We start from the raw sequence: 24,952 nt of genomic DNA on the forward strand, positions 1-24,952 counted from the left end.
TGGATATGGAGACTTTGCTCCCCATACGACGATAGGAAAACTAATAGGTATAAGTATTATTTTATTATGAACTGGCTTTTGGTCTTATTATATGGTGCTGTTTGCTACTGAAATGATTAATAAACAATATATGAAAATTAAAGGTGAAGAAGCCGCTACTTCTAACGGTCATATGATTATCGTTGGCTGGAATGAGCGCGCAAAACATGTTGTAAAGCAAATGCACGTATTACAACCAAACCTTGATATCGTTTTAATTGATGAAACACTTTCTTTACTCCCAAAACCATTTCATCATTTAGAATTTATAAAAGGTTGTCCGCATCACGATCAAACTTTATTAAAGGCCAATATTGCAACGGCACACACCATATTAATAACAGCTGATAAAGAAAAAAACGAAAGCTTAGCGGATACACAGTCCATTTTAAATATTTTAACTGCAAAAGGGCTCAACCCAAACATTCACTGCATCGCTGAACTTCTTACTTCTGAACAAATACAAAATGCAACGAGAGCTGGCGTGTCAGAAATTATAGAAGGAAATAAATTAACGAGCTATGTATTTACCGCTTCTCTTTTATTCCCTTCCATTTCAGGTGTACTATTTTCACTTTACGACGAAATCTCTGATAATAAATTACAACTGATGGAGCTTCCATCGTCCTGCACCGGACAAACTTTTGCCAATTGTAGCTATACTCTTTTAAAGCAAAACATTCTCTTACTAGGTATAAAGCGCGACGAACAATATATGATTAATCCAGTTCATTCCTTTGTTCTCATTGAAAGCGACATACTCATTGTTATTCACCATTAGTAAAATGACGCTCTAATTCTTGCATGAGCACTTTCCCAATATTGATATATTTTCTTTTCACATCTCCATCTGGATCTTTCGGCTCAGCAAATTGATCCATTCCACTCGTTCCAGCTGTTAAAGTATTCACATTATCATCTAGTTCGTCTTGATATACGTGCGAAAGAATATACGGCGTTCCAAGACGAACTATTACGCCTGGTACATCTAGTTCTCCATCAATGGCTGTAAATGGAACTCGTAAAAATTGATACCCATCTTCTTCATCAATTTTGTAATCGAAGCATCCTTTATCATAATCCCAATTACCACCGATGCTATATCCAAGTGGTTTCATAATCTCTTCTAACTTATATAACGCATATGTACGTCCTTCTAAATTTGATTGAATCGGAATCAAGCCCATCCCTCCTAGACTTTTCCTTTAGCATACCCACTTTAGTTTGAATATACTGATGGACTTTTCGATAAAATAATAAAAAGCGACCGGAATCCGGTCGCTTTTTATTATTTTAAACGCTCTTCTAATTCTGCTTTTAATTCTTCAAATCCTGGTTTACCAAGTAAAGCAAACATGTTTTTCTTGTATGCTTCTACTCCAGGTTGGTCAAATGGATTCACGCCTAATAAGTAGCCGCTCATCGCACATGCTTTTTCGAAGAAGTATACAAGGTAACCGAATGTGTACTCATTTAATTCAGGAATATTTACGATTAAGTTTGGTACTCCCCCGTCGCTATGTGCAAGTAATGTACCTTCGTATGCTTTTGTGTTTACGAAGTCTACAGTTTCACCAGCAAGGTAGTTTAATCCGTCTAAATCGTTTTCTTCTGATTCGATTGTTAGTTCATGTGTAGATTTACCTACTTTAAGAACTGTTTCAAATAAGTCACGACGCCCTTCTTGAACGTATTGACCTAATGAGTGTAAATCAGTTGAGAAGTTTGCTGAAGATGGGAAAATGCCTTTTTGATCTTTTCCTTCACTTTCACCAAATAACTGTTTCCACCACTCAGCGAAGTATTGAAGTGCTGGCTCATAGTTAACAAGCATTTCAATTGTTTTTCCTTTATTGTATAAAGCGTTACGAACTACTGCGTATTGGTAAGCTGGATTTTCTTCTAGTTCTGATGTTCCGAAGTCATCATGACCAGCAGCTGCACCTTTCATCATCTCTTCAATATTTAAGCCACTTACTGCGATTGGTAATAAACCAACTGGCGTTAATACAGAGAAACGACCTCCAACATCATCTGGAATAACAAATGTTTCGTAACCTTCGTTATCAGCTAATGTTTTTAATGCACCACGCGCTTTATCTGTAGTTGCATAAATACGTTTGCGAGCTTCTTCTTTTCCATACTTTTCTTCTAATAACTTACGGAAGATACGGAATGCTAGCGCTGGCTCTGTTGTTGTACCTGATTTGGAAATAACGTTAATAGAGAAGTCTTTACCTTCTAATACGTCCATTAAATCTTTCATATAAGTGGAGCTAATGTTTTGTCCAACAAATAGCACTTGTGGAGTTTTACGTTGTTCTTTAGAAAGCGTGTTGTAGAAAGAATGGTTTAACATTTCGATTGCTGCGCGTGCTCCTAGGTAAGAACCACCAATACCTACAACAAGTAAAATGTCAGAGTCATTTTTAATTTTTTCTGCGCATTTTTGAATGCGAGCGAATTCTTCTTTGTCATATTGAAGCGGAAGGTCTACCCACCCAAGGAAATCGTTCCCAGCTCCAGTTTTTTCGTGGATTGCGTGATGTGTTACTTTCACTGCATCACGTAAATAAGTGATTTCATGTTCACCGATGAAGGATAACGCTTTAGAATAGTCGAACGTTACATGTGTACTCATCTTTTTCCCTCCAATTATGGATATGTATTTCTGTATTCACTTTAGCGAAACTGAAGTTGTAAATCAAGCGATTAGGCAATTGTAAACGTAACCAATATATATTTTTTAGAAAAAGTTCATTTTTTGCATAAAAATTCGCATTTTTCGGTATAGATGTATATACATCCTTTTCTAAACATTTTTTATGTATAAAAACAACATAACTACCCCATTCTATAAAAGAGTTAATTAACTCATCGCTTGCTCATGCTTCACAATTAAGGGGGGCTTTTTCATGAGTACTTTGCAACGTATCGCATTAGTCTTTACTGTAATTGGCGCTGTGAACTGGGGACTAATCGGGTTTTTCCAGTTTGACTTAGTAGCAGCCATTTTCGGTGGACAAAATTCAGCTCTTGCACGTATTATTTACGGCATCGTTGGTATATCTGGGCTTATCAACCTTGGTTTACTGTTTAAACCATCTGAAAATCTTGGTACGCACCCAGAAACAAACGAAATTCGATAATCAGTATGTCCTTTCACCTCCGACATACGAATATGATTGCATGCAATCATATTTGCAAATATATATCATAAGATAAAGTAAAAGAGGAACGCTCATATGCGTTCCTCTTTTACTTTGTTAACTCGGACTCTTCAATCCATTCTGCCAACTTTTCTCGCAGCGTATTAAATCCGTTTTCAGATGGGTTCGGTATAAGAATCCTTCCTTGTTTTCTTTTCGCCGCTTTTAACGATAAACTCATTTTTCTGTGCTCTTCATCAATTGAAAGTACCTTTACTTCTACTGTATCGCCGACCTTTAAAAAGTCATGAATATCCTTTACATATCCATTTGTAATTTCAGATATATGCACAAGTCCTTGTGTTTCTGCATCTAACGCTACAAACGCACCGTAATCTTGAATTCCAGTCACTTTCCCTGTTACAACCACTCCTGTTGTATATTGTTCTGACATATGAAACACTCCCATACGTTTACCATTCTCTCTACAATTATAGAGAGCAAAGCAGATATATTTATTTTAAATATCCGATTGGTTAGTACGCATTCTAGATAACAATATCTAGAATGCGCATACCTTATATTAGTAAATTATACCACTATGACAGAACTCATTCAAAATTCATGAAAAATTTCCCTTAAAGAAGTATAATTCTCCAATATTGGGATAGACTACTAACACATGGCTTTCTAGTATTCCCCCCCTTTTATGGACAAAACGTATTACGTTTTGTCCTTTTTTTATTTTCAACAAACCGTTCCATTCTCTTCATTGCTTCCATAAGTTGTTCAAGCGACGTCGCATAAGAACAACGAATAAACCCTTCACCACTTTCGCCAAATACGCTACCAGGGACAACAGCTACTTTTTCTTCCAGCAATAACTGTTCTGCAAATTCCGCTGAAGATAATCCTGTTGAAGATATAGAAGGGAAAACATAAAATGCTCCGCCCGGCACATGACACGTTAAGCCCATTTCATTGAAAGATGTCGTCATAAAATTACGACGCTTCTTATAACTATCTCTCATCCGAATTACTTCATCATTCCCCGCACGTAACGCTTCAAGTGCTGCGAACTGAGACATCGTCGGTGCACACATCATGGAATATTGGTGGATTTTGAGCATCAATTCTGAAAACTGAACAGGAGCTGCAATCATACCGAGACGCCATCCTGTCATCGCAAATCCTTTTGAAAATCCTGAAATTAAAATCGTATGCTCGCGCATATTTTTAATACTCGCGAAACTTGTATATGCTTCGTCGTATACAAGCTCTGCATAAATTTCATCAGATAATACAATTAGATTGTACTTCTCAACAATCACTGCTATTTCTTCAAGCTCGGATTTATTTAGCATTGCACCTGTCGGGTTATTTGGTGAACAAAGCAAAATCGCCTTTGTTTTCGCTGTAATAGCTGCTTCAATTTGTTCTGGTTGTACTTTAAACTCGTTTTCTAGCTTAGTCTCCACAGGAACCGGAACTCCTCCAGCTAATGTCACAAGTGGTGCATAAGAAACGAAGCTTGGTTCAACAATGAGCACTTCATCATCAGGATTTATAATGGCACGCATCGCTACATCTAACGCCTGGCTCGCTCCAACTGTAACAATGATTTCATCACTTGGATCATAAGATACTGCAAATTGTTTTTTTAGATACTTTGCTATTTCTTGACGGAGCTCCAATAATCCTGCATTTGCTGTATATGACGTATACCCTTGTTCCAAAGAACGAATACATGCTTGCCTTACATTCCAAGGGGTAACAAAATCCGGCTCTCCTACCCCGAGGGAAATAACACCTTTCATATTTGCTGCTAAATCAAAAAATTTTCGAATACCAGATGGTTTTAAAGATTCTGCTGATCTAGATAGTTCAAATTGCTTCATGGTGTCACCACAATTCGCTTATCATCATCGTCTTTTTCATAAATAACGCCCTCATGTTTATACTTCTTCAAAATGAAATGAGTAGTTGTAGAAACGACAGATTCAATTGTTGCTAATTTCTCAGAAACAAACATCGCTACTTCCCCCATCGTTTTACCTTCTAATGTAATAGAAAGATCATATGTCCCTGACATTAAATAAACGGATTTCACTTCTGAATAACGATAAATTTGCTCAGCAACCGCATCAAACCCAACGCCGTGCTTTGGCGTAACTTTCACATCGATCATTGCCGTTAAACCTGTATGTTCTTTCACTTTCGTCCAATCGATATGTGTTACATAATCCACAATAATCTTTTCATTTTCTAATCTCGCAACCATCTTCTTTACTTCTTCTACTTCTATATTTAACAGCTTCGCTAATGTATCTACAGATAATCGACTACTCTTTTCAAGACAAGCTAATAATTCTAATTCTTTTTCTGTCACCATATAAATCATCCTTCCTTTTCGTTTGTGTCTAAATTATACAAATACCCTTTCCAGTTTGAAAAGAAGATTTTTCTATTGAATTATGTCAAAATAAAGTGAAACTTTAATCAGCGGAAAAATGCGTGATAAAGCGAAAGGGGATGGAACCGTGAAACCAAAAATTTATATTGCTGAACCAGTTCCGACATTTGTAGAAAACTATTTATCAGAACACTTTGATTATGAAAAATGGGATCAAAATGAGAAAGTACCTCGTGATGTTCTATTAGAGAAAATACAAGATAAAGATGGGTTATTAAATTTCGGATCTGCTATTAATGAAGAATTACTGACAGTGGCTCCTAACTTAAAAGTAGTGAGCAACATTTCTGTTGGTTACGATAATTTTGATTTACAAGCGATGAAAAATCGAAAGGTTATCGGAACGAATACACCATACGTATTAGATGATACAGTAGCTGATCTCGTTTTCGCCCTTATGCTATCAGCTGGGCGCCGCGTTTGCGAACTCGATTCTTACGTAAAAAATGGTGAATGGAACGCTGAAATCGGAAAAGAACACTTCGGACTAGATGTACACCATAGCACAATTGGTATTATCGGTATGGGCCGAATTGGAGAAGCCGTTGCAAAACGAGCAAAATTCGGATTTGATATGAATGTTCTTTACTATAACCGCCGTCGTAAAGAAGAAGCTGAACAAAAATTCGATGCTACATATTGTGATTTACAGACGCTACTGAAGCAGTCTGACTTTATTGTTCTTCTTACTCCATTAACAGATGAAACATATCACCTTATCGGAGAAAAGGAATTTTCATTAATGAAAGAAACAGCAATCTTCATTAATGCTTCTCGGGGGAAAACAGTAGATGAAGAAGCGTTAATCCATGCTTTAACAGAAAAGAAAATCTTTGCAGCAGGCATCGATACTTTTACACAAGAGCCAATTCAAAAAGATAATCCACTCTTATCATTACAAAATGTTGTGACTTTACCGCACATCGGATCTGCAACATTAAAAACTCGTCAGCAAATGGCCATGACCGCCGCTGAAAATTTAGTTGCAGGATTACAAGGAAAAACACCGCCTAATATTGTGCGCGGGTAATACTGAATAAACGAAAGGCAAGATGACATCGTCATCTTGCCTTTTTTTGTTAACATATTTTCTTCTTCCTTGGAGATGATATGAACAAAAATCAATGGAGTGACAAAAAATGAATCATAAATATACTTGTCCTTATTTCACTTTTTCCACTCGCGGCACTACTGTTCATTACGAATTGTATGAACATGATAATAAAACAGAACGCCCTACTTTCGTACTCGTTCACGGCTTTTTATCTTCCTCATTCAGTTACCGCCGTCTCATTCCTTTACTAGCGAAGGAAGGAACAGTCATTGCTCTTGATTTACCACCGTTCGGAAAAAGTGATAAGTCTCATCTGTTTAAGTATTCTTATCACAATTTAGCAACGATTATTATTGATTTAATTGAACATTTATCTCTCTCAAACATTGTATTAGTTGGGCATTCTATGGGTGGGCAAATTTCTCTCTATGTAAACCGTATACGTCCTGAACTCATTTCAAAGACGATTTTACTATGTAGCTCGAGCTATTTAGCGCGCGCAACCTTACCTTTACTATACTCTTCTTATTTACCGTTCTTTCATTTATACGTAAAGAACTGGATTATACGGCGCGGCATTGTTCATAACTTAATGAATGTCGTTCATGATCACTCATTAATTGACGATGAAATGAAAAAAGGTTACTCCGCTCCTTTTTATGACAACCGTATATTTCCCGCTTTAACTCGCATGATACGAGACCGTGAAGGTGACTTATCTTCAACTGAATTACAAAAAATCGAAACACCTATCCTACTCATTTGGGGTGAAAAAGACCGCGTCGTCCCTGTACATGTAGGTCATCGTCTACACAAAGATTTACCGAATTCAAAATTTATTTCTTATGAAAATACAGGACATTTACTACCTGAAGAAAAGCCTGAACATGTTTATGAAGAAATTATCGCTTTTTCCGCGCAATAAAATGAAACTTTAATCAGCCCCTACCTAACTTCTTTGCTTCCGCTGAATTTTGAGGTCGGGGTCTTACTGCCCGGAAAATAGCGGGATAATATAAAAAAGGCTGTCGGAAATTCCGACAGCCTACAATGAACAACTTCCGCCTTCTTTTATTACAAGTAATTCCACAGCTAATTTCTCACATTTTTCAAGCGCAGGTACTTCCTCAAAAGACATAAAGTATATATGTTGAATCTTCTTTGCGATGTATTTTGGATCGTCAAACACACTTATGACGTTCACAACATCGCTCGCTTCTGTTTCATAAAACTCCGGTCCCATTTGAAACGGATCCCAATTCTTCACAACCTCTATCATCTTTTCATATGTACCCATTCGCTTCCCGCCTTTTCACTTTTTAATACTTTTCTTTATCCTATCACATCAGCTATTCTATAAGAAGAGAGAGAACTTTCATAACTTATTGGTTTTACAGAAGAAGGGAGCAAACTTATGCAACTATTTCATAAAGCAATCAATCGACGTGGAACGCATAGTATAAAATGGGATACATATAAAAACGAAGAACTTATCCATGCTTGGATTGCTGATATGGATTTTGAAGTACCAAAACCAATTCAAACTGCCTTAAAACAACGAATCGAACATCCGATTTTTGGCTATACACTTCCTCCCGAAAATATTGGGAATATTATTTGTAACTGGACAAAACAACAATACGACTGGGATATTCAAAAAGAATGGATTGTCTTTAGCGCCGGAATCGTTCCAGCTCTTAGTACGAGCATACAGGCTTTCACAAAAGAAAACGAATCCGTTCTCGTACAACCACCTATTTATCCTCCATTTTTCGAAATGGTCACAACAAACAACAGACAGTTATACGTGAGTCCATTACAGAAACAAAATGATACATATGTGATAGACTTCCAGCATTTAGAAAAGCAGTTTCAGCAAGGCATCAAACTCATGCTTCTTTGTAGCCCTCATAACCCAATCGGGCGCGTTTGGACGAAAGAGGAACTTTTGCAGCTCGGATCGTTATGTACTAAATATAACGTAATCGTTGTGGCGGATGAAATTCATTCCGATATTATTTACGCAGATCATACACATACACCGTTCGCTTCTTTATCTGAAGAATTAGCAGCTCGCACGATTACTTGTATGGCTCCAAGTAAAACATTTAATATCGCTGGATTACAAGCATCAATTATTATCATTCCAAATGAAAAACTCCGTCAAGCCTTTACATCTATCCAATATAGACAAGGCTTCCACGGATTAAATATCTTCGCTTATACAGCGATGCAAAGTGCCTATACAGAATGTAATGATTGGCTAAACGAAATTCGATTATATATAGAAGATAATGCTCAATTTGCTTGGGAATATATTAAAACTCACATACCTGCTCTTTCCGTAACGAAGCCAGAAGGTAGCTTTTTATTATGGATTGATTGTTCTCGTCTAAAGCTTTCTCAAAACGAGCGTACTGCATTACTTGAGGAAAAAGGAAAAATCATTGTTGAACCTGGTGAGAAATACGGGTTAGGTGGCGAAGAACATATTCGAATTAATATCGGCTGTCCACGATCTGTTTTAGAAGAAATTTTAAACAGACTGCGTCATACGTTTTCATAATAAGAAAGGAGTCTGTCCCCCTAATCATTCTTGGACAGACTCCTTTGTAATATTTTGTCGGTAAGTCGATATATTTCAAGTTACGGTCGATATATTCCAATAATCGCCGATATAATTTGAGTTACAGTCGATATATTCCAATAATCGCTGATATATTTTCAATTACATTTCACAAAGAAAGCTACCATTCACGGTAGCTTTTACTTTTTCTTCATATCCGATGCTTTTTTTACAATTACGCCACAAGCAATTCGATCCCCTGATTTACCTGTCGGTTGAGTCATACCATCATCAGGGTTTTCTGTAATAATAATAGACGCTCCATCTTTTCTATGAATCGTCGTTTTTCCTTCTTCAAGTGTGATGTGAGGTGCATCGATTTCCGCTTTAATCTTTCCAGAACCATCTGCAACTACGTTCGGTAAATCACCGTTTTCTGCACCCTTCGGATTAAGAAGACCATGTTTTTTATCATCAGGATTAAAATGATTCCCGGATGATTCAAAACGAGGTGCCTTACACTCTCCAATTTCATGTACATGTAGTCCGTGTGGTCCTGGCGTGAAACCTTCTCCTTTAATCGTAATTTTCACGCCACTTGTTTGCTGCACTACTTTCGCAGTCCCTACTTCATCTCCTGAAGCATTATGTAATTTCACTTCAATTTCTTTCGGCTTTCCTTGGTCACAACCTGCCATCAGAAATAATAAACAACAACTGAAAAAAAGCCGTTTCTTCATTTTATTCCCTCCAAAATATATTCTGCCCTTAGATTGTCCGAGCATAGAGGGAAACATACAAAAATGCATTACTGTTTCTTTTCAGCTAATAGTTTTTCTTCAACTTTCTGCAATCGCTCTGCTTCTCTTTTTGATACACGAATAAACATACGCCATGTGGCAATAGCACCGATAATAAATAGAACGCAAACAATCCCTGGAATAATATATTCTGTTTTATCTTCCGGAAAATATAAAGGCATCATATAGAACACTCCTTATTATAGGATTTATAAAACATCAGAATTTTCTGTTATATCATTTTAAATTATAGTGGAACCTATCCATATTCTCAAGGGGCGTTCTGAAAGCAAATGATTTCTTTGACTCCTTCTCCTACTTTCCTTACTATAAACTTGAGGTGAAAAATATGAGAGAAACATTTGAAATTGGCGAAATCGTTACTGGTATTTATAAAACAGGAAAATACATCGGCGAAGTTACAAATAGCCGCCCTGGCAGTTACGTCGTAAAAGTATTAGCTGTTTTAAAACATCCGGTGCAAGGTGACTTACATAACGTAAAACAAGCTAACGTACCATTTTTCCATGAAAGACGCGCTTTAGCTTTCCGTGAACAGACGAACATTCCAGAGCAAATGGTGAAAAAATATGAAGGAGAAATTCCGGATTATACCGAGTCACTAAAATTAGCATTAGAAACTCAAATGAATTCATTTTCTGAAGATGATTCACCTTTTGCAGAGCGTAGTCTAGAAACATTACAACAGTTAAAGAAAGACTACAAACTCTAAAAAACAAAACGACCAAATTACATAATGTGCAATTTGGTCGTTACTGTGTGCTCACTTTCTTTAACACTTTTGAAAAATCAACGAGTTCTCCTAATGTTGGAGGTGCTGGCTTTACTAAATACTCTTTATCTTTTTCTACTAGTTTAAAAATATTGTACGTCGTCATCGCATCATCAAGCGCACAATGATGCTTCCCTGTCCCTACTTTTCCATACGCCTCAATTGCTTTCCATAATCCTGTTTGATTTCTTTCTCCAAAAAACTTCTTATACTCAAGCGATAAATCACGACACTGTCCGAAGAATGGAAAAGCTATCCCTGCCATTTCACAATTATGTTTCAGCACTTTCATATCCATATTTCCCCACGTTACAATTGTCGGTTTACATTTCGTTTCGTATTCTGCAAGCTTCTTAACGAGTTCAGGAAATGAAATCCCTTTATCCACGACTTCTTGTTTTATTCCTAAAAACTTCTTACATCGATCCGTTAAAGAAGGAAATGTTTTCGGCCTGACATGTGATGAATACGTATCTTCTACCTTACAGCCAGCAACTGAAACGAGTCCTACCTCAATAATCTCTGGAAAAAATCCTTTCGGTTTCTTTCTATGCTGGGGCATCGTAAACTCAAAGTCTAAAAATAAAAATCGTTGTTCATCCATACGATCCCTTCCTTATCATTTTTGTCATTCCTTTCTATTTGACACTCCTACACGAACAAGCTCGAATGCTAATTCCATTTTAAATATTCAGATTGGATGTATCTTATATATATGTCAAATGCCCACAAATATTTTAAAAAATAAGAAAAAATGACCTATGCAGAAAATATGACAAAATCTCTCCTTTCATTTACATCCGCAGTTTTTCTACTTTATAATGACGTTATGTGTGTTTCATCTAGTTAATATTTGACACACTAAGAAAAATGAATGAAAGGAGATGAGATTTTTGCACGAAACAACGCAAGAACTCGCTAACTGGCAGTATTATTTTGCTATCGCAGTCTTTTTAATTACATATGCCATTATTATTTCTGAAAAAATTAATCGCGCTGTCATCGCACTTCTCGGTGCAGCATTCATGGTAATTGTGGGGGTCGTCGATTTACATAACGCCTTTACGAAACATATTGAATGGGGAACGATTACGCTACTCATCGGTATGATGATTTTGGTGAACATTACGAGTAAATCAGGTGTTTTCCAATACGTTGCCATTAAAGCAGCAAAAGGGGCACAAGGAAATCCAATTAAAATTTTAATTTCCCTTTCCCTACTTACCGCGCTTGGCTCCGCATTTTTAGATAACGTTACAACTGTACTTCTTGTTGTTCCAGTTACTTTATCTATTACTCGCATACTGCAAGTAAATCCTGTTCCTTATTTACTTTCTGAAATTATTTTTTCAAATATTGGAGGAACAGCAACATTAATTGGTGATCCACCTAACATTATGATTGGTTCTGCAAATAAGCATTTAGACTTCAATGCTTTCCTATTGAATCTAGCACCAATCGTAATTATTATTATTGCAGTTACAGCAACAATACTTTACTTTATGTACCGTAAACAATTAATTGCCGATCCTGTACAAGTTAAAAAATTAATGAGCTTAGATGAAAAACAATACATTAAAGATCCAGTATTAATGAAAAAATCTTTAACGGTACTTGGACTTACAATTGTAGGTTTCATGACTCATTCTATTTTCCATATTGATGCCGCTATTATCGCCTTAACTGGTGCTACTGTACTTATGTTAATTGGTGTGAAAGAACATGAAATTGAAGAGGTATTCGCAAGTGTAGAATGGGTAACAATCTTCTTCTTCGCAGGGCTATTCGTACTTGTTGGAGGACTTATCGATATCGGTCTTATCAAAATGTTAGCTCAAAAAGTAATTGGTATAACAGGCGGAGATATTTCTTACGCATCCATCCTTATTTTATGGGTATCTGGTATCGCCTCTGCAACAATTGATAACATCCCATTCGTTGCAACAATGATTCCACTTATTAACGATATGGCAGTTGGGCTAGGCTTATCACCATCTGACGCACAAATCGATGTATTATGGTGGGCATTAGCACTAGGTGCTTGTCTGGGCGGAAACGGAACATTAATCGGAGCTTCTGCTAACGTAATCGTTGCAGGTATCGCGAGCCGCGAAGGACATAAATTTAGTTACATGGACTTCCTAAAAGTCGGTTTCCCAATTATGATCGTTTCATTAATCATTTCTCACATTTATATTTATTTACGCTATCTTATGTAGTAAAAAAAGCGCTCTGATAATCAGGGCGCTTTTTTACTTATATCTAAAATATATCGACTTATCAACAAAAAAGAAAAATCTACTCTTTATATCTCACCGGTTCATTTCGAATGATAAATAAATGAATCGGTAAGAACACTGAAAATGTGATTACATGAATAATCGTAAATAATATAGAGTTCGTTCCGTATCTGTCTAAAATAGCGTAGATAAGATAAATGGACAATACAATCGATACAGCTGTTGCTAGTAAACTTATAATTGGTACGAAATTAAAAATAAAACATGCAACGTATATACCGAATACTTTCCACCCTGCTTCTTCTTTCAAAAAATCTGGTAATTTATCTTTCGCTAAGTCACCCCATGTCTTACTATTCAAAAACGGAATAAACGCAAGCACCCCGTCCGTTGCACCATCATTTTTCGCCATCGAATAAAGTGCAAAAGCCGTTAACAAATATGAAATAATTGCCCAAATCAATATAACAAGAATAAACGCAAAACTAAGAGCAAAGAAACCTGCTAATACGCCTTGATCCTCCATCTTATCCTCTCCTCTCTACTTTCAACATATTTCATTACATTGCAAGTTATGTTTTAAAATTTATCCAAACTCTTTGTATAATAAGAGAAGAAAGAGAATAAGAGAGGAGCAACACTTATGCATCCATTTGTAAAAGCATTACAAGAGCATTTCACAGCTCATCAAAATCCTGAAAAAGCAGAACCTATGGCTCGTTATATGAAAAATCACTTCCTATTTCTAGGTATTCAAACACCGGAAAGACGCCAATTATTAAAAGACATCATTCAAATACATACTCTCCCAGATCAAAAAGACTTCCAAATTATCATACGTGAGCTTTGGGACTTACCAGAACGTGAATTCCAAGCGGCCGCACTTGATATTATGCAAAAATATAAAAAGCATATAAACGAAACTCATATCCCCTTCTTAGAAGAACTGATTGTCACAAAATCTTGGTGGGACTCTGTCGATAGCATCGTCCCTACATTTTTAGGCGATATCTTTTTAAAACATCCAGAATTAATTTCTGCCTATATTCCAAAATGGATTGCATCAGATAACATATGGTTACAACGTGCCGCTATTTTATTCCAACTAAAATATAAACAAAAGATGGATGAAGAACTTCTTTTCTGGATTATTGGACAACTACATTCTTCAAAAGAATTTTTCATTCAAAAAGCGATTGGCTGGGTCCTTCGTGAATATGCAAAAACAAATCCGGATGTAGTTTGGGAATACGTTCAAAACAATGAGCTCGCTCCATTAAGTAAGCGTGAAGCAATTAAGCATATTAAGCAAAATTACGGAATAAATAATGAAAAAATAGGCGAGACTCTATCATAGATAGACGCGTTCCTCTATTGAGATTTAAAAAAGAACGTGTTAGAATATGTTCATTATTATTAATATAAGTAGCGATGACGGACTTATAAGTACTTGCATAAAAAGCGATTCAGGGATAGTGAAAGCCTGAAGCCGCAAGGAAACGGCAGTCCCGAGCAATACATGATAAAGTGGATGCACCTTTTGTGTATCAACTAGGGTGGAACCGCGGGCAAACGCTCGTCCCTAGGCAAATAAGCCTTGGGATGAGCGTTTTTTTATGTTCTTTTTAGCATATACTGCTCGTTTCCAAAGTATCAGAGTATGTCATCGCCAATACGTTAACTTTCAAAAGGAGGATTTTCTTATGTATTCAATGGAACAAGTTGTAAACTTAGCGAAACATCGCGGTTTTGTTTTCCCTGGTTCTGAAATTTACGGTGGTCTTGCAAACACTTGGGATTACGGTCCACTTGGAATCGAATTAAAAAATAACGTTAAAAAAGCTTGGTGGAAAAAATTCATTCAAGAATCTCCACACAACGTTGGTTTAGACGCAGCTATTTTAATGAACCCTAAAACTTGGATCGCTTCTGGTCACGTTGGTAACTTCAACGATCCAATGATTGACTGTAAAAAATGTAAAGCTCGTCACCGTGCTGACAAATTAATTGAGGATGCTTTAGATGCAAAAGGCATCGAAATGGTTGTTGACGGTCTTACTTTCGACCAAATGGCTGACTTAATGAAAGAACATGAAGTAAAATGTCCTGATTGCGGTAGTGAAGAATTCACTGAAATCCGTCAGTTCAACTTAATGTTCAAAACATTCCAAGGTGTTACAGAGTCTAGCACAAACGAAATCTTCCTTCGTCCTGAAACAGCACAAGGTATTTTCGTAAACTTCAAAAACGTTCAACGCTCTATGCGTAAAAAGCTTCCATTTGGTATCGGCCAAATCGGTAAGAGTTTCCGTAACGAAATCACGCCTGGTAACTTCACATTCCGTACACGTGAATTCGAACAAATGGAACTTGAATTCTTCTGTAAGCCTGGTGAAGATTTAGAGTGGTTTGCATTCTGGCGTGAAACTTGTAAAAACTGGTTACTTTCACTTGGTATGTCTGAAGAGAGCATGCGTCTTCGTGACCACGGTGAAGAAGAATTATCTCACTACAGTAATGCAACAACTGACATTGAATTCAAATTCCCATTCGGTTGGGGCGAACTTTGGGGCGTTGCATCTCGTACAGACTTCGACTTAAAACGTCACATGGAACATTCAAACGAAGACTTTAACTATATTGATCCACAAACGAATGAGCGTTACGTGCCATACTGCATCGAGCCATCTTTAGGCGCAGACCGCGTAACATTAGCATTCTTATGTGATGCATATGAAGAAGAGCAATTAGAAAACGATTCTCGTACAGTTCTTCGTTTCCACCCTGCTTTAGCACCATACAAAGCAGCTATCTTACCCTTATCTAAGTAGCTATCTGAAGGTGCTTCTGAAGTATTCGCAGAATTAGCTAAAGACTTCATGGTAGACTTTGATGAAACTGGTTCTATCGGTAAACGTTCCCGTCGTCAAGACGAAATCGGTACACCATTCTGTATCACATACGACTTCGACTCAGTTGAAGACAAAGCTGTTACAGTACGTGACCGTGACACAATGGCCCAAGTTCGTATGCCAATTAGCGAACTAAAAGGTTTTTTAGAGAAGAAAATCCAGTTCTAATTATAAGAAAAAGAGGCTGCTCGTAAGAGCGCCTCTTTTTTACTTTTCACGTTTTTCTTTAATTGCTACTGTACATCTTGATATACATAGTAAATCATCATTTTCATCAATAATACGAACATCCCAAACCATTGTCGATTGTCCTCTATGTATCGGTGTTCCGATCGCCGTTACAATTCCATCTTTCTTTGAGCGAATGTGGTTTGCATTAATTTCTAATCCGAAACAAATACATTTTTCTTGATCAATTAAATTATATGAACCAACACTTGCCACTGTTTCCGCTAATGCAACCGATGCACCTCCATGTAAAAATCCAAACGGTTGATGCGTACGCTCATCAACAGGCATCGTAGCAACTACCTTATCTTCTGTCATCTCTAACAACTCAATTCCAAGTGAATCCATTAAAGTTTTTGCCATATCGCTTCCCCCTTCTCTTACTTTAATTAAATGTATAATTTTACCTATTTATTTTCAAACTACTTATAACACTTATATAAGGAGGCTTCACCTAAATGAAACAGAAATTTTGTATATTACTGCTTATGTTCTCCTTGCTGACTATTGTACCAAATTGTGCAATAACAGCCAAAGCATCTAACCTGACAATCGATGTTAAGACTGTAACGCAAAAAGGTAAGAAACCTTATATAGAATATCAAATAAATAGGCCTTCTTTTCACAACTTTTCTGATTCTAAATTTCAAAATAAACTCAATTTATACTACAAAAAATCCACTGACAAATTTAAAAACAAATTAGAAAAAGAAGCAAAAAAATATTATAAAGAGACAGCAGGATCTAGTACACCCTTTCATCCGTACGTAGCAAATGTTGATTATAAAGTCTCTTTAAACAAACCACCTTTTCTTAGCCTATATGTGAATTACTATCAATATACTGGCGGAGCACACGGTCTTTATACGTGGAAGGCAAATACATTTGATTTAAACGAAAAAAAGGTGCTGCACTTAGACGATTTATTTCAACAAAAGGATAAATATAAAGATGTAATCCGTGCAGAGATTGTACGACAAATTAAACAAAATGAAAGTATTTATTTTCCTGATGCAACTGAAAAAGTAATGAGTATGAAAAAATTTCACTTCTTTTTAGAGCCAGACAATCTCGTCATTTATTTCCCTTTATATGAGATTGCTCCCTATTCAAGTGGAATTCCGCAATTTCGTATTCCATATACGTTGCTAAGAGACTATTTAAAGCCTTCTTATCAAAATATTTTGATTGACAACAAGTAAATATTTTCGCTACGATAATGTTAACCTAAAAACAACAGGAGGTTAACATTATGAGAAGGTTTCATGTTTTAGATTTAGCATTAGCTGCCATGTTCGTTGCTCTTATGGCCATCGGTGCAAATATTGTATCTTGGGCACCTCTTCTTACAAGTAGCAGGCATCCCATTATCTATGCAACCATTTTTCGCAATTTTAGCAAGTCTTCTTTTTGGAAATAGACTTGGTGCCTTATCCATGACTGTATATATGCTCGTTGGCTTAGCCGGCGCACCAATCTTCGCTAACTTCAAAGCTGGATTTGGAGCACTTTTAGATCCTACTGGTGGTTTTATTATCGCATTTATTATCGTTGCTTACGTATCAGGAAAACTAGTAGAACAAAAAGAAAGACCCACTTTCATTACATTTGCAATTGCCTCTTTCACTGGAATTATTTTAACTTATATAATCGGTACTACTTACATGTACGGAGCAGTCAATCTCTTTATGGGCGGTAATATGAGCTATAAAGCTGCTTGGATGATTATGATGTGGTTTGCAGTAAAAGATATTGCATTTACAATTATCGGTGCTATTATCGCACCTCGCATATACTATGCTGTGCGTCGCTCTGCTTATCAGCATTCTCATTCGACGATTTCATAATAAAAAAGAGTTATTGCAGCTTGCTGCAATAACTCTTTTTTATATTAAGACTCTTGATTCGCTTGTTCTTCTAAAATTTTCTTCATCATTGCAACCATGTCATCACGCAATTCTGGGTGTTGCAGGGCCATTTCAATTGTCGTTTGAACGAATCCTAGCTTTTCACCTACGTCGTAGCGCTTTCCTTCGAAATCGTAAGCAAATACACGTTGGATTTCATTTAAGCTTTGGATTGCATCTGTTAATTGAATTTCACCACCAGCACCGACATGTTGCTGTTCTAAGAACATAAAGATTTCAGGCGTTAAAATGTAACGGCCCATAATTGCTAAGTTTGAAGGAGCTGTACCTTGTGCTGGTTTCTCAACGAAATTGCGAACTTGGTAACGACGACCTTCTTGTTCTAATGGATCGATAATTCCATAGCGATGTGTTTCCGACTCTGGAACAGTTTGTACACCAATAACAGAAGAAAGTGTTTTTTCATACTCATCCATTAATTGACGTAAACACGGTTTCTCAGCTTGGACAATATCATCACCTAGTAACACTGCAAACGGCTCATCACCAATGAATTTACGCGCACACCAAACAGCATGTCCTAGTCCCTTCGGCTCTTTTTGACGGATGTAATGAATATCTACCATTTTTGAAGAAGCTTGTACTTTTTCAAGCAACTCATATTTTTTCTTCTCTAATAAGTTTTGTTCTAGTTCAAATGCGTTATCAAAATGATCTTCGATAGAGCGCTTTGTTTTACCAGTAACGATAATAATATCTTCGATACCCGATTTCACTGCTTCTTCTACAATGTATTGGATCGTTGGTTTATCTACTATCGGTAACATTTCTTTCGGCATTGCTTTCGTAGCTGGTAAAAAACGTGTTCCTAATCCAGCTGCTGGGATTATCGCTTTTCTTACTTTTTTCATCACAAAATACCCTCTCTCCTGTCGGAATCAATAGCAAGCATTCCCTACATAAAACAAATAGGAGATTTCGCTCCCTTTTGTTCCTTACTACTTAAAATTACTTTGTATTATAAACGATTCATAATGTCTTCTTTAATAGTAAGTAACTTTTGTTCACTATTTTGTAAAGAACTATCTTTTACACCAAAGTAAAACTTAATCTTCGGCTCAGTTCCAGATGGACGTAGGCAGAACCATGAACCATCCTCTAATTGATATTTTAACACATTTGATTTCGGTAAGTGAATCTCTTCTTTATGTCCATCTTGTAAAGATGTAACGATGCTTGCTTTATAGTCTTCCACTGCTACGACTGTTAAGCCAGCTACTTCTTTCGGCGGATTCTCACGGAACGTTGCCATCATCTCTTGGATTTTTTCAGCTCCATCTTTTCCTTTTAACGTTAACGATACAAGGTCTTCACGGAAGAAACCGTACTTCTCAAATACTTCTAATAGACCGTCATATAACGTTTTCCCTTGTGATTTATAGTATGCAGCTACTTCACATGCAAATAGAACAGATTGTACTGCATCTTTATCACGGCAGAATGGGCGGATTAAATAACCATAGCTTTCCTCATAACCGAATTGGAATTCATATTGTCCACTTTCTTCATACTGTCTAATTTTCTCACCGATAAATTTAAATCCAGTTAACGTATCAATTGTATCTAAACCGTATGCTTTTGCAATTGTACGACCAATTTCAGACGTTACGATTGTTTTTAATACGACACCGTTCTCTGGAAGCGTTCCGTTTTCTTTCTTTTGAGATAGTAAGTAATCAAGCATTAATGCACCTGTTTGGTTTCCTGTTAATACTTGGAACTCACCATTATGATTACGCACTGCTACACCTAGACGATCTGCGTCAGGATCAGTTGCGATTAATACATCTGCACCTACCTTTTCACCATCACGAATGGCATACTCAAACGCTGCGTGCTCTTCTGGGTTCGGTGATTTTACTGTAGAGAAGTTTGGATCTGGTAACTCTTGCTCTTTTACAACTGTTACATCTGTAAATCCAACTTCTTTTAAACCACGGCGTACAGAAATATTTGATGTTCCGTGCAATGGTGTAAAGACGATTTTTAAGTCTTTGCCGACCTTTTGCACCATTTCTTTATTAATGATGACATTGTTCAATTCTGCAGCATATGCATCATCTACTTCTTGTCCAATAATATGTAATAAACCGTCAGCTTTTAATTGCTCTACATCAGCGACTTCAACTGTTAATTCATCTTCTACTGCATTTACGTAGCTAATTAACTCATCTGCCTCTTTTGGAGGTAACTGTCCACCATCTTCACCGTATACTTTGTATCCGTTATATTCAGGCGGATTATGGCTTGCCGTAAGAACGATTCCACTTACTGTATGTAAATGACGAACTGCGAAAGAAAGTACTGGCGTTGGACGTAAGCTTTCAAACACATATGTTGTGATACCGCGTGCCCCAAGTGTAGCAGCAACTTCCATTGCAAACTCAGGTGATTTATGACGAGAATCATAGGCTACAACAACACCGCGTTTTTTCGCTTCCTCACCTAATTTTTCAATAAAGCTTGCTAATCCTTTTGTTGCTTTACGAACTGTATATACGTTTAAACGGTTCGTACCAGCACCAAGTTCACCACGCATACCACCTGTGCCAAACTCTAGATTTTTATAAAAGCTATCCTCGATTTTCTTCTCATCTTGCTTCATATTTTCTAGCTGTTCTTTTAATTCTGCATCTAATTGTGCGTAAGAAAGCCAGCGACTAAATTCTTGTTTCCAATTCATTCTTCTCTCTCCTCTCGCTCGTCATACCTTTATTATATGAAAAAAACATGCTGTATCTCAATATTTTATAAAATCTAGCAGGATTTTACTAGGAATATTTGTATACACTATTGTTAAATACTCCACTAAAGGGAATGAGGATTATGCACGAATGGGGCTTGTCAGAAGAGCTCAAAATACAAACAAAGCAAATGATTGAAATTGCTGAAAAAGAACTATCGATTATGAGGAACGCAATCGATAAAGAAGACGAATGTATTTTATGCAAAATGGAAGATATTCATCATATGTTAGCAAATGTACAAACATTGGCAGCTACATACTATATTCAGGCATATTTATCACCTTATACGGAAAGTTCATCTTTTATTACGACAGCTATCCAACACTTAAGCGCCAGAAAACATGGTGCTCTTATCGTTGTGGAAAGAAACGAGACGCTTGAAGCTCTCATTCAAACTGGAACGACATTAAACGCTCATTTAACTGCACCATTACTCGAATCAATATTTTATCCAGGTAACCCTCTTCATGACGGTGCCGTTCTCGTAAAAAATAATCATATTGTCTCAGCTGCTAATATTCTTCCTTTAACGAAAAGTACAGAAGTTGATCCTGAGCTAGGAACACGTCACAGAGCTGCAATTGGCTTATCAGAAAAGAGTGATGCACTTATATTAGTTGTCTCTGAAGAAACGGGCCGTACTTCTTTTGCTTTAAACGGGATTTTGTATACGATTTCTTTATAAAGTGAAACTTTAATCAGCCCTCACCAATCGGGCTTTTACCAACAACCCCACCTAACTGCTTTGCTTTCGCTGAATTTTGGGGTGCGAGTCTTACTACCCGGCAAATAGCGGGGTAAACAAACCTATAAAAAGAAGACTGTTCCAAAATATTGGAACAGTCTTCACTTATACTCTTATTCTTCTCCGAAGCGCTCCACAAGTGTTGCAAGTGTACGTACCATTGCACCAGTTGCTCCAGCTGGACCTAAGTCGTGCGCGCCTTTTGTTTCTGATGTTCCAGCGATATCTAAGTGTACCCACGGTGTATCTTCAGCGAATTCGCCTAAGAATGTACCTGCCATAACCGCATGTCCTTCACGGCCTGGTGAGTTATTTAAATCAGCAAACTTACTGTTTCGAACGCGTTCTTTATCACGATCAAAAATCGGTAGTTGCCAAATTGGCTCATCTGTTTCCATAGAAGCCTCTAGCACTTGCTCAAATAACTCTTCATTATTTGTCATTGCGCCTGTCGTATAGTTTCCAAGTGCAACAATTACACCGCCTGTTAATGTTGCAACATCAACAAGGTAGTTTGCACCAAGTTTTTTCGCATACGTAATACCGTCAGCTAAAGCTAGACGACCTTCTGCATCCGTATTTAATACTTCAATTGTTTTTCCGCTCATAGATGTGATTACATCGTCTGGCTTAAATGCCGTACCACTTACAACGTTATCAGTTGAAGGAATAACAGCGATCACATTTTGTTCTGGGCGAAGTTCACCGATAATTTCCATCGCACCTAATACAGCAGCTGCACCGCCCATATCACCTTTCATACCAACCATGCCTTCACGTGGTTTTAAAGAATAACCACCTGTATCGTATGTAATACCTTTTCCAACGAACCCAATGACATCTTTCCACTCTTCTTTTCCCTTATAAATAAGAGCGATCATTTTTGGTGGCTCTACACTACCTTGGTTTACTGCAAGTAACGCACCCATACCAAGATCTTCCATCTCTTCTTTCTCAAGAACTTTATAGTCCATATCATACTTCTCCGCTAATTCAACAGCATACTCAGCAAGCTTTGTCGCTGTTAATACGTTTGGCGGCATATTTACAAGTGTACGAGCTGAATTTGTTGCACGTCCATGTACGTAGCCAACTGTTAATGCGGCTTCAATTTCTTGTGCATCTTCCGATGTAATAGCCATGAACTTCTCTAACTCTACACGATCCTTTTTATCTGATTTATACGTTTGTAATTCATATGTACCAAGGCCTTGTACCTCTGCTGCAATATGAGCGACATCAATCGCGTCTAATTTCTCTGTTACGAAAGAATCAAGTAAGATTGCTGCATCTTGTACTTTTGCTGCTTGCAGTGTTTTAAATGCCTTACCAAGAGCCGCACGTAACGTTTCTGTCGTGTAAGACTCTTTCTTGCCTAAACCAACAAAGTAATAACGTTTCACATTTGTTTTTCCTAAGCTATGCACTTTCGAAATGGCCTTTTTCTTCGTAGATAATTCTTTCTCTTCTAGTAAAACTTGTAATTGTCCTTCAAACGCTTTGTCCAGTTCTTGTACAAAACTACTCATTTTCTCTTCTTCAAATAAAGCAACAATTACTGCTTCATGACCTGCTAATTCTTTTTGTACTTGAAACATGTTCAGACCCCCTAAATTTCTCTACCACCATTATAACTTTATTTTCGATAAAATGCGACAATTCTAACTACAGTTATATGACGTGTAAAATCCCCTCTATTATGAAATAAGCCAAGAAAAAAAGTCTAGCGTAATTACGACTAGACTATCTTTGTTTTAAATATTGACCACGAAACACTTGCATCGTTTCGTCTTGATTTAACATCGTTAACTCTTCTTCTGTAAACTTACCATTTCCTACTTTTACTACGTACACATTTACTTTTTTCTTACCCCATTGGCTATAAACATCTTTCACCGTATCATAATATAGATCAAGACGGTTTCCTTTTATTGCACCGCCCTTATCAGCTACTACACCATATCCATAACCTGGTACGAATAGAATCGTTCCAATCGGAAATACGCGTAAGTCCGCAGCGATTGTGGAATATAAATCCCTTTTCACTTTAACACCTGAATATGTAATACCATACTCTGGATGTCCCGGCCTCTTACCAGTTGACTCAATCCCCGATGTATAACCTGTTGCAGTCATTTCAATTGAACGATATTTAGACCAGTCGTTTGCCTGCTCTAAAGCATTTATCACTTCTTTACTCGGAGCAACATTTCTCTTAACTTCTGCTGCATGTACTTCTTTTGCACTCGTTCCCTCATACTTCTTTACAATCTCTAATAAAGAAACTCCTGTGAAAGCATTCCATGTTACGCATAATGCAATTGCAAGTAAACAAGTCATCATAATGCGAATACAATATCGTTTTAACATTTTTATATTCCACACTCCTTCATCGTTAATCATTCCCTATACCATGAAGGAATATGCAAAAAAATAATCTCCAACTTAATTGGAGATTAAAACATTTGATATCCGCTTTTCCGAAGTTTCTTGATTACGACTCCTGCTAAAGCAGCCCCTACTAATCCAGTAGATAGAATAAATACGTCTGCTTGTCCTAAGTGCGATACACTTGTCCCAAATGAAGAAAATGTTTCTTTCGGTTTTGAAAAATAATCCCACATACTCGCTTTATTAATAATAAGCATACAAACAATCGGATACACAATAACCATTACCCAAGTAGCTCGCAAAATCATGTTGAGTAAAAATCCAATTCCAAAGAACAAAATAAAGAATAACATCATTGAAATAAGTAGTACCGGTATACTCACTCTTTTCCCCTCTCCTTCGCACGTGCCGTAAATACGTGATAAGCTGTATAACCAAATGGTTCGCCTGGATTTAATGTTTTGTCCACTTCAAGATGTAGTTCTGATCTTCCTTCTAACAAATATTTAATAAGCACAGACGTATTCGGATCGTCTACAATCTTATCCGGATGTAAGAACGCCACTTCAGACAATTCTTTCTCCTGTATAATAATATTTTCTCCTTCAGGCTCCAAAAGAAAAATAATCATATTATCACTAATCTCATTACGAATAACACCCGATCGAACACCAATGATCCCCTTCACATGAGCGACAATGCCTGTCTCTTCTAACACTTCGCGTTTCACAGCTTCATCAACCGTCTCACCTTCATTTACAAAACCAGCCGGTAAAGACCATTTCCCTTTTAATCCACTGTATTTCTTCTTAACAAATAGCCACCTACCATCTTTTGTAGCTACTAAACCACTAACAGCTAGCCATACCTTCCCTCGTTTCTCCATG

At 37.0% G+C, this 24,952-nt stretch carries 26 protein-coding genes and 3 pseudogenes (1 of these 29 only partly in view); 12 read left to right on the plus strand and 17 right to left on the minus strand.

What is annotated here, in order from left to right; genetic code table 11:
- Positions 1–820 (plus strand): annotated as a pseudogene (locus BC_RS24430) (potassium channel family protein) (it extends 176 nt beyond the left edge of the window).
- Here the strand turns inward: BC_RS24430 and BC_RS24435 are convergent.
- Both BC_RS24435 and BC_RS24440 read right to left on the minus strand, forming a co-directional pair.
- On the minus strand, positions 807–1,220 hold the full coding sequence (locus tag BC_RS24435) for a YugN-like family protein (RefSeq protein ID WP_000612334.1): 414 nt from the start codon (positions 1,218–1,220) through the stop codon (positions 807–809). The pseudogene BC_RS24430 and the gene BC_RS24435 overlap by 14 nt on opposite strands.
- Positions 1,221–1,327: 107 nt before the next feature.
- The gene (locus BC_RS24440; protein ID WP_000103654.1) at positions 1,328–2,680 is read right to left on the minus strand and encodes a glucose-6-phosphate isomerase; all 1,353 of its coding nucleotides are present in this window, start codon (positions 2,678–2,680) and stop codon (positions 1,328–1,330) included.
- A 274-nt stretch (positions 2,681–2,954) separates the two neighbouring features.
- Here BC_RS24440 and BC_RS24445 point away from each other — a divergent pair, with 274 nt between their 5' ends.
- Positions 2,955–3,188 (plus strand): DUF378 domain-containing protein, encoded by a 234-nt coding sequence (locus BC_RS24445; protein WP_000105788.1) that lies wholly within the window; start codon positions 2,955–2,957, stop codon positions 3,186–3,188.
- Between the two features lie 109 nt (positions 3,189–3,297).
- Here the strand turns inward: BC_RS24445 and yugI are convergent, their stop codons facing one another.
- The 3 genes from yugI to BC_RS24460 all read right to left on the minus strand — a co-directional run bounded on the left by yugI (position 3,298) and on the right by BC_RS24460 (position 5,580).
- Positions 3,298–3,642, minus strand: a complete 345-nt coding sequence (yugI, locus tag BC_RS24450) for a S1 domain-containing post-transcriptional regulator GSP13 (RefSeq protein ID WP_000003764.1) — start codon at positions 3,640–3,642, stop codon at positions 3,298–3,300.
- A gap of 253 nt (positions 3,643–3,895) precedes the next feature.
- A complete protein-coding gene (locus BC_RS24455) occupies positions 3,896–5,086 on the minus strand; it encodes an aminotransferase (RefSeq protein ID WP_000808537.1) in 1,191 nt (396 codons plus the stop codon).
- On the minus strand, positions 5,083–5,580 hold the full coding sequence (locus BC_RS24460) for an Lrp/AsnC family transcriptional regulator (protein ID WP_000255696.1): 498 nt from the start codon (positions 5,578–5,580) through the stop codon (positions 5,083–5,085). The genes BC_RS24455 and BC_RS24460 overlap by 4 nt, the downstream gene beginning before the upstream one ends.
- 118 nt (positions 5,581–5,698) lie before the next feature.
- Here BC_RS24460 and BC_RS24465 point away from each other — a divergent pair, with 118 nt between their 5' ends.
- Together BC_RS24465 and BC_RS24470 are read left to right on the plus strand one after the other, a co-directional pair.
- Positions 5,699–6,691 (plus strand): 2-hydroxyacid dehydrogenase, encoded by a 993-nt coding sequence (locus tag BC_RS24465; RefSeq protein ID WP_002195874.1) that lies wholly within the window; start codon positions 5,699–5,701, stop codon positions 6,689–6,691.
- Between the two features lie 109 nt (positions 6,692–6,800).
- Positions 6,801–7,640, plus strand: a complete 840-nt coding sequence (locus BC_RS24470) for an alpha/beta fold hydrolase (protein WP_001015860.1) — start codon at positions 6,801–6,803, stop codon at positions 7,638–7,640.
- 120 nt (positions 7,641–7,760) lie between these two features.
- Here the strand turns inward: BC_RS24470 and BC_RS24475 are convergent, their stop codons facing one another.
- Complete coding sequence (locus BC_RS24475; RefSeq protein WP_000537641.1) at positions 7,761–8,012, minus strand: YugE family protein; 252 nt, start codon at positions 8,010–8,012, stop codon at positions 7,761–7,763.
- Positions 8,013–8,129: 117 nt separating this feature from the next.
- On the opposite strand from BC_RS24475, the gene BC_RS24480 reads away from it, so the two are divergent.
- Positions 8,130–9,281 carry a MalY/PatB family protein gene (locus BC_RS24480; RefSeq protein ID WP_001175827.1) on the plus strand — a complete coding sequence of 384 codons (1,152 nt, stop codon included), beginning with the start codon at positions 8,130–8,132 and terminating at the stop codon, positions 9,279–9,281.
- A gap of 200 nt (positions 9,282–9,481) precedes the next feature.
- Here the strand turns inward: BC_RS24480 and sodC are convergent, their stop codons facing one another.
- Both sodC and BC_RS27795 read right to left on the minus strand, forming a co-directional pair.
- The gene (gene sodC / locus BC_RS24485) at positions 9,482–10,021 is read right to left on the minus strand and encodes a superoxide dismutase [Cu-Zn] (protein ID WP_000746520.1); all 540 of its coding nucleotides are present in this window, start codon (positions 10,019–10,021) and stop codon (positions 9,482–9,484) included.
- Positions 10,022–10,089: 68 nt separating this feature from the next.
- Entirely contained in the window at positions 10,090–10,266 is a 177-nt protein-coding gene (locus BC_RS27795; RefSeq protein ID WP_000982757.1) for a hypothetical protein, read from the minus strand.
- A gap of 164 nt (positions 10,267–10,430) precedes the next feature.
- On the opposite strand from BC_RS27795, the gene BC_RS24490 reads away from it, so the two are divergent.
- Positions 10,431–10,814 carry a kinase-associated lipoprotein B gene (locus BC_RS24490; RefSeq protein ID WP_001209350.1) on the plus strand — a complete coding sequence of 128 codons (384 nt, stop codon included), beginning with the start codon at positions 10,431–10,433 and terminating at the stop codon, positions 10,812–10,814.
- Between the two features lie 40 nt (positions 10,815–10,854).
- On the opposite strand, the gene kapD is transcribed toward BC_RS24490, so the two are convergent.
- Positions 10,855–11,478 carry a 3'-5' exonuclease KapD gene (kapD, locus tag BC_RS24495; protein WP_000344356.1) on the minus strand — a complete coding sequence of 208 codons (624 nt, stop codon included), beginning with the start codon at positions 11,476–11,478 and terminating at the stop codon, positions 10,855–10,857.
- 289 nt (positions 11,479–11,767) lie between these two features.
- Between kapD and BC_RS24500 the strand changes: the two genes are divergently transcribed.
- Entirely contained in the window at positions 11,768–13,093 is a 1,326-nt protein-coding gene (locus tag BC_RS24500; protein ID WP_000545209.1) for an ArsB/NhaD family transporter, read from the plus strand.
- Positions 13,094–13,172: 79 nt separating this feature from the next.
- Here BC_RS24500 and BC_RS24505 read toward each other — a convergent pair whose 3' ends face one another.
- A complete protein-coding gene (locus BC_RS24505; RefSeq protein ID WP_000390061.1) occupies positions 13,173–13,640 on the minus strand; it encodes a hypothetical protein in 468 nt (155 codons plus the stop codon).
- A gap of 117 nt (positions 13,641–13,757) precedes the next feature.
- On the opposite strand from BC_RS24505, the gene BC_RS24510 reads away from it, so the two are divergent.
- Entirely contained in the window at positions 13,758–14,471 is a 714-nt protein-coding gene (locus BC_RS24510) for a DNA alkylation repair protein (protein WP_000553305.1), read from the plus strand.
- 346 nt (positions 14,472–14,817) lie between these two features.
- A pseudogene (locus BC_RS24515) lies at positions 14,818–16,194 on the plus strand (glycine--tRNA ligase).
- A gap of 39 nt (positions 16,195–16,233) precedes the next feature.
- Here the strand turns inward: BC_RS24515 and BC_RS24520 are convergent.
- Positions 16,234–16,617: a hotdog fold thioesterase gene (locus tag BC_RS24520; protein WP_001140612.1), complete on the minus strand. Its 384-nt coding sequence runs from the start codon at positions 16,615–16,617 to the stop codon at positions 16,234–16,236.
- A 95-nt stretch (positions 16,618–16,712) separates the two neighbouring features.
- Here BC_RS24520 and BC_RS24525 point away from each other — a divergent pair, with 95 nt between their 5' ends.
- Complete coding sequence (locus BC_RS24525) at positions 16,713–17,456, plus strand: DUF3298 and DUF4163 domain-containing protein (RefSeq protein ID WP_000810326.1); 744 nt, start codon at positions 16,713–16,715, stop codon at positions 17,454–17,456.
- A gap of 50 nt (positions 17,457–17,506) precedes the next feature.
- Positions 17,507–18,101 (plus strand): annotated as a pseudogene (locus tag BC_RS24530) (biotin transporter BioY).
- A 44-nt stretch (positions 18,102–18,145) separates the two neighbouring features.
- Here the strand turns inward: BC_RS24530 and galU are convergent.
- Together galU and BC_RS24540 are read right to left on the minus strand one after the other, a co-directional pair.
- On the minus strand, positions 18,146–19,033 hold the full coding sequence (galU, locus tag BC_RS24535) for a UTP--glucose-1-phosphate uridylyltransferase GalU (RefSeq protein ID WP_002097988.1): 888 nt from the start codon (positions 19,031–19,033) through the stop codon (positions 18,146–18,148).
- 107 nt (positions 19,034–19,140) lie between these two features.
- On the minus strand, positions 19,141–20,865 hold the full coding sequence (locus BC_RS24540) for a phospho-sugar mutase (protein ID WP_001104219.1): 1,725 nt from the start codon (positions 20,863–20,865) through the stop codon (positions 19,141–19,143).
- Positions 20,866–21,008: 143 nt separating this feature from the next.
- Here BC_RS24540 and cdaS point away from each other — a divergent pair, with 143 nt between their 5' ends.
- Entirely contained in the window at positions 21,009–21,614 is a 606-nt protein-coding gene (gene cdaS, locus BC_RS24545) for a sporulation-specific diadenylate cyclase CdaS (RefSeq protein WP_000545252.1), read from the plus strand.
- 173 nt (positions 21,615–21,787) lie between these two features.
- Here cdaS and pepA read toward each other — a convergent pair whose 3' ends face one another.
- The 4 genes from pepA to BC_RS24565 all read right to left on the minus strand — a co-directional run bounded on the left by pepA (position 21,788) and on the right by BC_RS24565 (position 24,951).
- Positions 21,788–23,272, minus strand: a complete 1,485-nt coding sequence (gene pepA / locus BC_RS24550; RefSeq protein WP_000487943.1) for a cytosol aminopeptidase — start codon at positions 23,270–23,272, stop codon at positions 21,788–21,790.
- A gap of 145 nt (positions 23,273–23,417) precedes the next feature.
- Positions 23,418–24,044 (minus strand): 3D domain-containing protein, encoded by a 627-nt coding sequence (locus BC_RS24555; protein ID WP_000920103.1) that lies wholly within the window; start codon positions 24,042–24,044, stop codon positions 23,418–23,420.
- An 86-nt stretch (positions 24,045–24,130) separates the two neighbouring features.
- Complete coding sequence (locus BC_RS24560; protein ID WP_000027016.1) at positions 24,131–24,448, minus strand: YuiB family protein; 318 nt, start codon at positions 24,446–24,448, stop codon at positions 24,131–24,133.
- Positions 24,445–24,951 (minus strand): NUDIX hydrolase, encoded by a 507-nt coding sequence (locus tag BC_RS24565; protein ID WP_000415315.1) that lies wholly within the window; start codon positions 24,949–24,951, stop codon positions 24,445–24,447. The genes BC_RS24560 and BC_RS24565 overlap by 4 nt, the downstream gene beginning before the upstream one ends.
- Position 24,952: the final 1 nt, after the last annotated feature.

This window comes from Bacillus cereus ATCC 14579 (assembly GCF_000007825.1).
GTDB classification, from domain to species: domain Bacteria; phylum Bacillota; class Bacilli; order Bacillales; family Bacillaceae_G; genus Bacillus_A; species Bacillus_A cereus.